Origin of the sequence: Clostridium folliculivorans (assembly GCF_024341905.1) — a bacterium.
In the GTDB taxonomy this organism is placed as follows: Bacteria; Bacillota; Clostridia; order Clostridiales; family Clostridiaceae; genus Clostridium_AR; species Clostridium_AR folliculivorans.
This window is the reverse complement of the sequence record NZ_BQXY01000008.1, coordinates 1-13,137: the sequence shown is the minus strand read 5'-3', so window position 1 is coordinate 13,137 and position 13,137 is coordinate 1. Positions and strand designations below refer to the sequence as shown.

Here is a 13,137-nt window from a genome sequence, read left to right as displayed (position 1 = left end):
TCTATTTTATTACTTTGCAAATACATGTTTCACCAGATTCTTTACAATTCCTTAACTTCTAGAACATTTTCGTATAACTTGCAAACTTTTTTATATTATCAAATATAAATTAAATACTTTTATTAACAAATTCGTAATTCACCATACTTTTTAACTTGTATAGTTACTATTAAGTTGATACTTAAAATTATTTTATAACTTCTTACAAAACAAAACTTGTATTAATTCCAACTTATAATCTATGAGAAACTTCTTTAAGTTATCAGATTAAGCCCCCCCTTAATTTCAACACAGGATTTAGTTATACACAAAATAAAAAGACCTCTCTTTAAGAGAAGCCTTTTTATTTTAATCTTATATCATTACTTTATAAGTGATTTTCCTGTCATTTCAGCTGGAACTTCTAAGCCCATAGTTTCAAGCATTGTTGGAGCTATATCAGAAAGTCTTCCACCTTCTCTAAGTTCTCTACCTTTAGCATTGTTTGCTATCCATAAGTATGGAACTGGTTCAGTTGTATGAGAAGTCATAGGACCACCAGTGGAGAAATCTATCATAACTTCTGCATTACCATGGTCAGCTGTTACAAATACTGTACCGTCTTTTTCAAGAACCTTTGCTATTACCTTACCAGCACATTCATCTACAGCTTCAATAGCTTTCTTAGCTGCTTCGAAAACTCCAGTATGTCCAACCATATCTGGGTTAGCATAGTTAAGTATTATCATATCATAAGTATCTGAATCTAACTTAGCTAAAAGTTCTTCAGTTAATTCATAAGCACTCATTTCTGGCTTCAAGTCGTAAGTTGCAACCTTTGGTGAAGGTATAAGAGCTCTATCCTCACCTTTATTTGGAGCTTCAACTCCCCCGTTGAAGAAGAAAGTTACATGAGCATATTTTTCAGTTTCAGCTATTCTTAATTGGTTTAACCCCTTATCAGCAACATATTGTCCTAATGTATTTGTGATAGTTTGTGGCTTGTACGCTACATGTACTCCTTCCAAACTCTTATCGTATTGAGTCATAGTAACATAAGTAAGATTTAAAGTTTCTCTTTCAAATCCAGCAAATTCTTTATCGTTTATTGCTCTAGTGATTTCTCTAGCTCTATCTGGTCTGAAGTTGAAGAATATTACTGAATCTCCGTTTTTAATGTTTCCTGTTGGATGTCCATCTTCCAAAATAACACAAGGTAAAACGAACTCATCAGTTTTGTTGTCATGGTATGAGCTTTCCATACATTCTACTGCACTATTAGCTGTTTCGCCTTTAGCATTTACTATTGCGTCATAAGCTAATTGAACTCTTTCCCATCTATTATCTCTATCCATAGCGTAGTATCTTCCGCTAACTGTAGCGATCTTACCTACTCCAATTTCCTTCATGTAACTTTCTAAAGCTTCTATAAAACCCTTACCTGATGAAGGAGCAACGTCTCTTCCATCCATGAAAGGATGAACATAAACTTTAGTTAATCCTTTTTTCTTAGCTAAAGACAATAATCCTTTTATATGATCTATATGTGAGTGAACTCCACCATCAGAAAGAAGACCTAATAGATGCAATGCACTATCATTCTTTAAAGCGTTATCTACTGCAAGATTTAACTCTTCATTATCAAAAAAGTCTCCATCTGCAATAGCTTTAGTTATTCTTGTAAGTTCTTGGTATATTATTCTTCCTGCACCTATATTTAAGTGACCAACTTCTGAGTTACCCATTTGTCCTGTTGGTAGTCCTACATCCATACCACTTGCTTGAATTGTTGTGTTTGGATATTCTTTAAAGAATCTATCAAAATTCGGCTTGTTAGCTGCTTCTACAGCATTTCCGTCTGACTTAGGAGCTACTCCAAATCCGTCTAATATCATTAACATTACTGGCTTTTTAGTCATATTACCCTCCGTATTTATAAACATTTTGTTTTGGATGTGCCACTTCATAATGGCATTTATTTTTTTATTATGACTATGTTCTATGAATGTACCTCTTCATAATAAAACTTATATTTTCAAATTCTCCTCCCAGAACCTATATGGGTTTTGAAAATAATTTTCTGATTGAAGTACTACATCTACAATCACAATTATAATATGCAAGAAAATAAAAAACAATAGCAACAAACAATTGGTATTAGTTGCCTGTTACTATTGCTTAAATTTCAAGCTCAGCTTAATATTATTGCTTAAATTAAAGTGTTATTGCGAAAATCATTAAAGTACCAGATGTTTGACACCTTAATTTCAATACAATTATTAATCACAGCTATATCTTAATATTTAACGATTCCTGCGAAATCAGTAGCTACTAAGCTTGCTCCACCAACTAAAGCACCATCTATGTCAGATTGCTCCATTTGTTCCTTTATTGTTGAAGGCTTAACGCTTCCACCATATTGGATTCTAGTCTTATCAGCAGCTTCTGCTCCAAATATATCAGCAACCATTTTTCTTATAGCAGCTATTGTTTCGTTAGCTTGTTCTGATGTAGCTGTTTTACCAGTTCCTATAGCCCAGATTGGTTCGTAAGCTATAACTAATTCTTCAACTTGTTCTTTAGTTAATCCAGCTAAGTCAACTTTTATTTGAGCTTCTATAACTGCATTAGTCTTTCCTGATTCTCTTTCTTCTAAGCTTTCACCAACGCATAGTATTGGAACTATCTTATGTGCAAAAGCAGCTTTTAACTTCTTGTTAACTGTTTCATCAGTTTCAGCAAAGTATTGTCTTCTTTCACTATGTCCTATTACTACATAATCTATAGCTAAAGCTTCTAACATTCCTGGAGCTATTTCTCCAGTGAAAGCGCCTTTTTCTTCCCAATGCATGTTTTGAGCTCCAACTTTTATGTTAGTTCCAGCTACTGCCTTTTTAACAGCATCTAAAGCTACAAATGTTGGGCAAACAACTACTTCACTAGCAGCACCTTCCACTAATGGCTTTAATTCTTCTATAAACTTAACTGCTTCATCAACAGTGTAATGCATTTTCCAGTTTCCTGCGATTATTGCTTTTCTCATATCTTTCACCTCTAAATTATATTTGTTTTAGTTTTTTTATTAACTTCTCGAAAGCCTAAGCCCCACAAAATCAATAAATTGTTAACTTTTTATATTGTTAAAAATATAAAAAGTTATATTTTAATTTTTTTTTTATAATATATATACTAGTTTATAAGGAGCGACAAAAGCCGCCCCCCACACTAATAAAATCTACTATTTATCGTTTAAAGCTGATATTCCTGGAAGGTCTTTTCCTTCTAAGAATTCAAGTGATGCTCCACCACCAGTTGAGATGTGAGTCATCTTGTCTCCAAATCCTAATATGTTAACAGCAGCAGCTGAGTCTCCTCCACCTATTACTGTTGTAGCATCTGCATCAGCCATAGCCTTAGCAACTGCAACTGTTCCCTTGTTGAAGTTTTCGAATTCGAATACTCCCATTGGTCCGTTCCAGATTACAGTTTTAGCATCTTTTATAGCTTCAGCATATAAAGCTTCTGTCTTTGGTCCGATATCTAATCCCATAAATCCAGCTTCGATGTTTTGATCTTCAGTAACCTTAGGTTCAACATCCTTGAACTCTGCAGCTATTCTATGGTCTACTGGTAATAAGAAATTAACATTCTTAGCCTTAGCTTTTTCAACCATTTCTAAAGCATAATCTAATCTATCAGCTTCTACTAGTGAGCTTCCGATTTCATATCCTTGAGCTTTTAGGAATGTGTAAGCCATTCCTCCACCTATAATTATAGTATCAACTTTATCTAATAGGTTGTTTATAACAGCTATCTTATCTGAAACCTTAGCTCCACCTAATATAGCAACGAAAGGTCTAACTGGATTGTTTACAGCTTCTCCTAAGAACTTTAATTCTTTTTGAATTAAGTATCCACATACAGCTGTATCAACAAACTTAGTAACTCCTTCAGTTGATGAGTGAGCTCTATGAGCAGTTCCAAAAGCATCATTAACGTATACATCACAAAGACTAGCTAATTCCTTTGATAATTCTTCTCCGTTTTTGCTTTCTTCTTTTCTAAATCTAGTGTTTTCAAGAAGAACAACGTCTCCTTCTTTCATTTCTGCTACAGCTTTTTTAGCATTTTCGCCAACTACTTGTTCATCCGCAGCAAAAACAACTTCTTTGTCTAGCATTTCGCTTAATCTCTTAGCAACTGGAGCTAATGACTTAGAAGCATCTTTTCCTAAATGTGAGCAAAGTATAACCTTTGCACCATTTTCTATTAAATATTTTATTGTTGGAAGTGCTCCAACTAATCTGTTTTCATCTGTTATAACCCCATCTTTTAATGGAACGTTAAAATCGCATCTTACTAATACTCTTTTACCTTTAACTTCGATATCTTCAATTGTTTTCTTATTGAAACTCATGGATTTTCACCTCTTAATTTTATAATTTAAAAAGGTCTGGCCTTATAGCCATAACTACAAAACCAGACCTATTTTTGATGTTTAAATACTTTTAACTAAATACTTAAATTACTTTAAGAAGTTAGCGAAGTGCTTTATAGTTCTAACCATTTGGCTAGTGTATGAATTTTCGTTATCATACCATGCAACAGTTTGAACTTGGTATAAATCTTCTCCGATTTTTGAAACCATAGTTTGAGTTGCATCAAATAATGAACCAAATCTCATTCCAACGATATCAGAAGATACTAATTGTTCTTCAGTGTAACCGAATGATTCGTTTGAAGCAGCCTTCATAGCAGCGTTGATGCTTTCAACAGTTATGTCTTTACCCTTAACAACTGAAACTAAGATTGTAGTTGAACCAGTTGGAACTGGAACTCTTTGTGCTGAACCGATTAATTTTCCGTTTAATTCTGGAATAACTAATCCTATAGCTTTAGCAGCACCAGTTGAGTTAGGAACTATGTTTACAGCAGCAGCTCTAGCACGTCTGAAGTCTCCTCCTCTGTGTGGTCCATCTAATACCATTTGGTCTCCAGTATAAGCATGGATTGTTGACATTATACCTGATTGAATTGGAGCTAAGTCATTAAGAGCTTTAGCCATTGGAGCTAAACAGTTAGTTGTGCAAGATGCAGCTGAAATTATATGATCATCAGCAGTTAATATATCTTGGTTTACATTGAATACAACTGTTGGAAGATCGTTACCAGCTGGAGCTGATATAACAACTTTCTTAGCACCTGCATTGATGTGTGCTTGAGATTTTGCTTTAGATACATAGAAACCAGTACATTCAAGTACTACGTCTACTCCGATTTCTCCCCAAGGAAGTGTTGAAGCATCAGCTTTTGCATATATTTGAATTTCCTTACCATTTACAACTATAGAAGATTCTTTAACTTCTACTGTTCCGTCATATCTACCTTGAGATGAATCATATTTTAATAAGTGTGCTAACATCTTAGGATCTGTTAAGTCGTTGATTGCAACAACATCATATCCCTCTGCACCGAACATTTGTCTGAATGCAAGACGTCCAATACGTCCAAACCCATTAATTGCTACTTTAATATTTGCCATTGAAAGTACCTCCTAAAAGATATAATTTTTATTTAAAATATTTGTAAAAATACTTTATAACATTTTTACAGTTGTCAGCTAAGCCAAAATAACAACCTGGTCACTAATGCTCCCAGTGAATATTATTTCGTCCCACATGTCTATTATAGAATATTTATAAGAATTTTTAAATAGTATTTTCAAAAAAAACTGTAAATTTTACTTTATTTAAGAAAACATTGCGATTTTAATGGTAAAATTGTTATAAATTAAACCATATATTAAATTATTATCGCTATTAATCAAATATTGTAACCTCATATAATTTAGATTATTAAATAAAGATCACTATAGCATTAACATTTTAACTAACCAAATATACTACTATAGTTTTTTTAAATAGTTTTATTTTATTCCTGGGTATTGAATCCATTTAAATATTCTATGATTTTCATTGCAGCACCTTCGTCTGTAATAAGCACACCATTGCTTTTGTTTAACTCTGTAGCAAGAATGGCCTCTACTTTATTCTTCCCACCTGCTACTGCAATATGAGTAGATATTTTATTTACATCATTTATATTTATTCCCAAGGTCTGATTTACACTTATAACCTTAGCTTGTTTATCAAAATAAAATCCAAAAGCCTCACCTACAGCACCTAAGCTTGTTAGTCTATCAAATTGTTCCTGTGACAAACCTCTTTTTATAGCCATTTTATCTGCTCTTCCAATACCATATACCAGTACATCGGCTTTATGAATAGTATCTATTACGTCTTTTATCTCTTTTTCTTGGATAATAGTTTCTAATATTTCTTCACTTAAATTCTCTGGAACGTGAAGCATCTTATAGCTTCCATTTAATTTTTCTGCTAGCCTAGCGGCAAGTGTATTCGCCTGTGTTTCAACTTTCTTCCCCATACCGCCTCGAGCTGGAACCACCATTGCATTATGAATATTATTCATCTTAGGAAAATTATCTATAACTTCTTTTATTGTACTTCCTCCAGTGATAGCTATTATGTTTCCACTCTTTATAATGGATTTTGCATAATTAGCAGCTGCTTTTCCTAGTTCTTTTATTATTGAATTATCAATATCCATATCTCCAGGAACTACTATTACTTTCTTTGTTCCAAGAGACTTTTTAATGAACTCTTCTACATCTGACAATCCCTTTATTTCATGTATAAAATCTTTCAAACTTTCTAAGATTTCTTCTCCATCTTTTGTTACCGTCATACCTGGAGTATTTATTTCTATTAATCCTTGAGACTTTAAAAAATTTATCTCTGTTCTTACTATTCTCTCTCCTAAACTTAACATGTTAGCTAATATTCTTCTTCCTATCGGTTGATTGTAGTATATAGCTCTTAGTATGCTATATCTCTTCTCAAGTAGCTCCACTAGTTCAGGTACTATCTTTTTTTGTAGCTTCAATATTTCTTGCAAGAAAAACACTCCTTTGGCCCTTCAACGTCCCACTAAATACTTTTATGTCCCACAAATAATATTATAAACCAACATTTCATATTTTAAAAGTTGATTTAGAAAATATTTACTAAAAAAGTCGCTAAAGCATTCTTCTTCAGTGAGCTTTTTTTCACGCATCTGCCTTTCCGAATGTACATGAGGAAATTTACAGGCGAATAAGTTTTATTTTCACTATATTTCCCAAAAAATTTTCTTAATCACATGAATTTATTAAATTCATTTCAGATGAAACTTATATAATTTCCTATTCAGTAAAAAGCATTAAACAATAACTACTTTAAAACCATAGGTAGAATAACATTTTATACTTAAATAAATTATCCACCTTTCGGTATTAAAGTAGTTTTATATCTTTAAATTATTCTATTTTATGTATATTAAAATCTTTTTCTTTTACTAGAAGACTTTATACCAATTTCCTCTCTATATTTTGCTACAGTTCTCCTAGAAATATTCATTTCTTTCTTATTCAGTTCATCACATATGGCTTGATCTGAAAGTGGCTTACTTTTATCTTCTGCACCTACTAACTCTTTAATTGCGTTCTTTATATTTATAACAGCTAAATCTTCCCCTGAACCTTGTGTTTGTATTCCAGTAGTGAACATATCTTTTATCTTTATAGTACCTCTAGAAATTAAAATATACTTTTCTTTAATTGCTCTACTTACAGTTGATTCATGTATATCTAATTCTTCAGCTATCTCTTTTAAAGTCATCGGCCTTAAGTATTGTTCACCCTTTTCAAAGTATTCCTTTTGTTTATCCACTATACGTTCCAAAACTTTATGCAAAGTACTTTTCCTTTGTTCGATGCTCTTAATTAAGAACATAGCACTGTCTATCTTATCTTTTACATAGCTCTCAGCATCCTTGTCCTTACTTTGTGAAATAATTTCCTTATATAAAGGATTGATTGTAAGGCTAGGCAGAACTTTCTCATTCATAATAATTATAAATTCATTATTTAATTTTCTTATCTCAGCATCTGGTATTATGAACTTCTCTTCATCACCTGTAAAAAAACCTCTTGAAGGTTTAGGTTCCAATGTTTTAATAAGATCTCCATACTTTTGAGAATCTTGTACACTTATTCCAAGTTTTTTTGCTATATTATTGTATTTATTTTCAGCAATGTCCTCTAAGTGTTCGTTTACAATCACTTCTAGAATCTCATCTAGTATGCCTTTATGCATAAGCTGTATTTTAAGACATTCTTTTAAATCTCTTGCACCTATACCAACTGGATCTAAATTCTGCACTAAATAAAGTGCGTCTTCTGCTAAGTCATCCGATATATTTATTTCGTTGCTCAAAGCTTCTAAACTTATATCCAAATAACCTTTACTGTCTATACTCTCAATAATGTAATCACATATATTTTTCATATATTCATCTATGTCTAAGATTAAAACTTGTTCATGAAGATGATCTTTTAATGACTTTTTAGAAGAAATAAACATGAATGGTGATACTTCTTCATCATAACTAGAAGAAGATTGAGCACCATAGTTATCAAATTCCAGATACTTTATAATTTCTTTGTAATCTATTCTATCATTAATTTCAGTCTTTTCCTGATAATTATTATTATACTCAGCTTCAAGAACAGGATTTTCCGAATACTCTCTTTCAATATACTGAACTAAATCTATATTGGACATTTGAAGTATTTTTATTGAAAGCTGCATTTTTTGAGTTAAAATTAATCTTTGTTCTTGAGTTAATTTAAACGATAATTCCATCCCCATATAAATACCTCTTCATCATTTCATATATTAAAGCTCTAAAGTTAAAACATCCCCAAAATTAGTATCTTTAACTAATTAATAGCCATATCCAAACTAAAAATCCTATAATTTTATTCTATTTTAAAATCATAAAAATAACAAGTATTAAGAGCGCTGATGTTGATATAATCATCATTTTATTAAAATTTATATTTATAAAGATATAAATCGAGTTAAATACCATTAATAGTTAACTTGCTTATTTGTGTGTTTGTTTAATAATAGAATTTTAACATCTATAGACGAACCACTTCGTAATAAAGTTTATATTTTAAAATTTTCTCACCAGAAACCGTGAGAGTTTAAGAAATAGATTTCAGATTGAAGTGATTCATCTTTATAAAAGTTTCTATACAAATCAATATATTAGAATTTTTATTTTACACTAATAATCATTGTATAAGAGGAGGATTAAATTCTCTTGCTTCTTCAGTTCTAGTAGGTATCTTAAATTTGCCACTTGTTATTTCTGCTTTATATTTTTCTGCTAGTTCTATTATTTCTTTAGGAGTATTGTTTGAAGTAGATTTTGCCATTTCTATTCCTCCACCAGACAATCCTAACTTTACAACGTTGTTTTCCCCTCCTCTAAATTTTCCATCTATAGTTTCTTGACAAGCCTGGTATGCAACCTTATCTAGATTTTTCACCATTGAAGACAAAATTACATCGGTATATTTTTCATATATCTCGCCTTGGTCTGTATCAACACCTATTGCAAACTTCTTGGTTTCTTTTGCGGCTTTAAAAACTCCTTCTCCTGCAGTTCCAGCTGCGTGGAATATTATATCACACCCTCTATCATATAACTCTTTAGCAAGTTTATATGCCTTATCTTTATCAGTAAAATTCCCTACATACCTAACATTCTTTTTGCTTATTATAGGTTCAAAAGCTGACGGATTAACAGTTTTTATTCCACATGCAAATCCAACTTCAAAGCTTTCTGAAATAGGAGTCTCAGTACCTCCAACAAAACCTATTTTATTGGTTTTAGTCATTTTACCAGCTATAATTCCCATTAAAAATGCCCCTTCTTCATTGCTAAAGGTTATTGATTTTACATTAGGCGCATCAATCATAGCATCAACAATAACAAAATTCTTGTCACTTTTATTCTTGGCTGCCTTGGTTATAGCATCTACCATACCATATCCTACTCCGAAGGTTAAATCACTATCTTTTGCTGCTTTATCTATATTTTTTTGAAAGTCATTCTTACTTTTTGATTCTATTACATTTGCTGTTATCCCTAAATCTTTAGAAGCTTTTTCAACTCCCTCATAAACTGCCTGATTAAATGATCTATCCTTTATTCCGCCCTCATCGGTTATTAAAGATATCTTTACTTTAGATTTACTACTCCCACCTTTGGATGAGTCTTCTTTCTTGCTACATGCACTTAACATACTAGATATTACAATTATACTTAATAGAAAATTAAATATCCTTTTTTTCACATTAACCCCTCCAAACTTAGATGATGGATTAAAAATCAAGATAAATCCCTTCAATTATGTAGATTAACTTTTAGTTTAAAATTAATCTTATGACTAATTCATTAGCGAAGTGCTTTATCTATATACATATAATTTACGACAATATAAGTTTATTATTCTAGTAAATTAAATGAATTATTATTACATATTAATACTGTAAAGGAATTTTATGTTATAATTTTATTGACTATCAGTTACATCACTCAGTTGTCTTACCATATTAATATTAAACTTTTTAAATTTCAGTATTTTACATAAAGAATTATTAATAATTTCGAGGAGGTAATTATTATGAAAAAACTTAATAAAATTCTTTTAATGTTCATTATGCTATTAATTCCATTGTCTATTCTTGGTTGCTCTAAGCAAGAAAAACCATCTGATACTTTCAATAAGTTTAAGCAATCATTAACAAAAAAAGATTATAAAACCCTATATTCACTTTTAGACGATAAATCAAAAAGTTATATAACAGAAAAAGATTTTACAGACAAGTATGACAGTATATATAAAAGTCTTGACAGCGATAATATTATTATTACTGCTAAAGATTTATCGCAAGCAGATAAATCTAAAGATTCAACTATTAACATCCCCTTTGATTTATCAATGGACAGCAGCTTTGGAAAACTAGATATTAAGGATTACAATCTAAGCCTAATAAAAAGCTCTGATAAGAAAGATAAGGATAATCTTTGGAAAATTCAGTGGAGTGAAAAACTTATATTTCCTCAGATGGAAAAGGGAGAAAAAGTTAAAATCCAAAGAATCACCGCTGCTAGAGGTGAATTAACTGATAGATCTCAGACTAAATTAGCATACAACGATAAAGTTGCTTCTCTTGGAATTCACCCAAGGAAGTTCCTTCCTTCAAAAGATTCCAGCATTCAACTTCTTGCTTCAACTCTAGACTTAAGCGTTGATTTTATAAATGCTAAAATTAAAGGGGCCGAAAATAAACTAGATGAGTTTATACCATTAGTAGATGTTTCCTTAAACGAAAAAGATAAACTTCAAAAAGCTATATCAATACCTGGTGTTAAGTACTTGGAAAAATCCTCTAGAGTATATAATGGTGGAGAAGCCATTGGCTCATTAATTGGTTATGTTGCACCAATTACTTCAGAAGAATTAGAAAAAAATAAAGGAAATGGTTATGGCAACTCTAGCTATATAGGTAAAGCTGGCTTAGAACAAATTTTTGAAAAAAGATTAAAAGGTGAAGATGGTTTAAAACTTTATATTTCTAGAAAAGTTAACGACAAGGATACAGAAGTTATAATCACCAAGAAAGATGCTGTTGCTGGTGAAAACATTCAACTTTCTATTGATTTAACCTTACAGCAAAAAGCTTATACTGAAATGAGCGGCCAAAAAGGTGCAGCTTCCGCAATAAATCCAAAGACAGGTGAAGTTCTCGCTCTCGTTAGCTCTCCATCTTATGACCCAAATATATTTGTAACATATAAGACAAACACCATAAAAAGTAAACTCGATTCTTCATGGAAGGATATGTCTGACAACAGGTTTAATAATTCTTATGCTCCTGGATCAATCTTCAAATTAGTTACAGCTTCAATAGGATTAAACAACAAAATAATTAACCCTGATGAAGCACTTGATATTAAAGGTACAAGTTGGCAAAAAGATAGTTCTTGGGGAGGTAAACAAATTACTACAACTGTAGACCCTGGAAAGCCTGTAAATTTAAGAGATGCTCTAATTTACTCACATAACATATATTTTGCACAACAAGCTTTAAAGATAGGAAAAGATAAATTTATCGAAGGTGCCAAAGCATTTGGCATAGGAGAAGATTTTCCATTTGCATATCCTATGTCAAAAAATCAACTAGCAAATGACAACAATATAAAGAATGAAGAACTTCTTGCAGATACTGGATATGGTCAAGGCGAACTGCTTATAACCCCTCTCCAAGCAGCTTTTCTATACAGTCCAGTTGTTAATGATGGTAATATAATGACTCCAGTTCTAGAACTTAATGATAAGAACAAAGGGAAGGTTTGGAAAGAAGGAGCAATAAAAAAAGAAAACATATCTATTTTAAAAGATGATTTAGTAGCTGTTGTGAATAGTCCTTCTGCTACAGCAAACCTAGCTAAAATAAATGGAGTAAACATAGGAGGAAAGACAGGAACCGCTGAACTAAAAACAAGCCAAAATGATACAACTGGCAAAGAAAATTCTTGGTTTGTAGGTATGAATGTAGATAACCCAAAAATCGTTGTATCTATGATAATGGAAGATGCCAAGTCAATTGGTGGAACTAAATATCTAGTTCCTAAGGTAAAGAATATATTAAGTTACTCTATAGGATCATAAAGATTAAATACTTCAATCCAAAAAGCATCTCGTATCTAGGCTTTGACTATATGAGATGCTTTTTTTATTCTTTAGGAATTCATACTAAATTATATCTTTGGATAAATATTAGTAAAGACTTAAAACATAATATGATTTAAAGAATAAAAATACAAATTTGTAGCTTGTAAGATTCTTAACTACGTTCAAAAAAGGCAGATGCGCAAAAAAATCACTGAAGAAAGTGGTCTTCAGTGATTTTTTCATATATTTAATATCGTCATTAAAATTAGTTATCTTTGTCCCTTTTCGTAAGGTACACCATCAGCTGCTGGAGCTTGTGTCTTACCTACAAATCCTGCTAAGGCTATCATTGTAATTACATAAGGGAATACTGAATATATTTCTGTTGGAAGCTTAAGTCCAAGTAGCTGTGATTTTAACTGGAATGCATCTGCAAAACTAAATAGTAAACATGCAAGTAGCGTTCCTTTTGGTTTCCAGTTACCGAATATAACAGCTGCTAGAGC

Annotated in this window: 8 protein-coding genes and 1 pseudogene; 1 reads left to right on the top strand and 8 read right to left on the bottom strand. The window is 31.6% G+C overall.

Annotated features, from left to right (window positions below):
- Nucleotides 1-362: 362 nt before the first annotated feature.
- The 7 genes from gpmI to OCU55_RS18775 form a co-directional block, all read right to left on the bottom strand.
- Nucleotides 363-1,898, bottom strand: coding sequence for a 2,3-bisphosphoglycerate-independent phosphoglycerate mutase (gpmI, locus tag OCU55_RS18805; RefSeq protein WP_261853834.1), 1,536 nt, complete (start codon nucleotides 1,896-1,898; stop codon nucleotides 363-365).
- A 377-nt stretch (nucleotides 1,899-2,275) separates the two neighbouring features.
- Nucleotides 2,276-3,022: a triose-phosphate isomerase gene (gene tpiA, locus OCU55_RS18800; RefSeq protein WP_261853833.1), complete on the bottom strand. Its 747-nt coding sequence runs from the start codon at nucleotides 3,020-3,022 to the stop codon at nucleotides 2,276-2,278.
- Between the two features lie 195 nt (nucleotides 3,023-3,217).
- Nucleotides 3,218-4,396: a phosphoglycerate kinase gene (locus OCU55_RS18795; RefSeq protein WP_261853832.1), complete on the bottom strand. Its 1,179-nt coding sequence runs from the start codon at nucleotides 4,394-4,396 to the stop codon at nucleotides 3,218-3,220.
- A gap of 108 nt (nucleotides 4,397-4,504) precedes the next feature.
- Entirely contained in the window at nucleotides 4,505-5,521 is a 1,017-nt protein-coding gene (gap, locus tag OCU55_RS18790) for a type I glyceraldehyde-3-phosphate dehydrogenase (RefSeq protein WP_261853831.1), read from the bottom strand.
- Between the two features lie 389 nt (nucleotides 5,522-5,910).
- Nucleotides 5,911-6,954: a sugar-binding transcriptional regulator gene (locus OCU55_RS18785; protein WP_261853830.1), complete on the bottom strand. Its 1,044-nt coding sequence runs from the start codon at nucleotides 6,952-6,954 to the stop codon at nucleotides 5,911-5,913.
- Nucleotides 6,955-7,373: 419 nt separating this feature from the next.
- Complete coding sequence (rpoN, locus tag OCU55_RS18780; RefSeq protein ID WP_261853930.1) at nucleotides 7,374-8,741, bottom strand: RNA polymerase factor sigma-54; 1,368 nt, start codon at nucleotides 8,739-8,741, stop codon at nucleotides 7,374-7,376.
- 437 nt (nucleotides 8,742-9,178) lie between these two features.
- Nucleotides 9,179-10,246, bottom strand: coding sequence for a BMP family lipoprotein (locus tag OCU55_RS18775; protein WP_261853829.1), 1,068 nt, complete (start codon nucleotides 10,244-10,246; stop codon nucleotides 9,179-9,181).
- 330 nt (nucleotides 10,247-10,576) lie between these two features.
- Between OCU55_RS18775 and OCU55_RS18770 the strand changes: the two genes are divergently transcribed.
- Nucleotides 10,577-12,628: a penicillin-binding transpeptidase domain-containing protein gene (locus OCU55_RS18770; RefSeq protein WP_261853828.1), complete on the top strand. Its 2,052-nt coding sequence runs from the start codon at nucleotides 10,577-10,579 to the stop codon at nucleotides 12,626-12,628.
- 272 nt (nucleotides 12,629-12,900) lie between these two features.
- Here the strand turns inward: OCU55_RS18770 and OCU55_RS18765 are convergent.
- Nucleotides 12,901-13,137, bottom strand: a pseudogene (locus OCU55_RS18765) (ABC transporter permease); the annotation flags it as partial.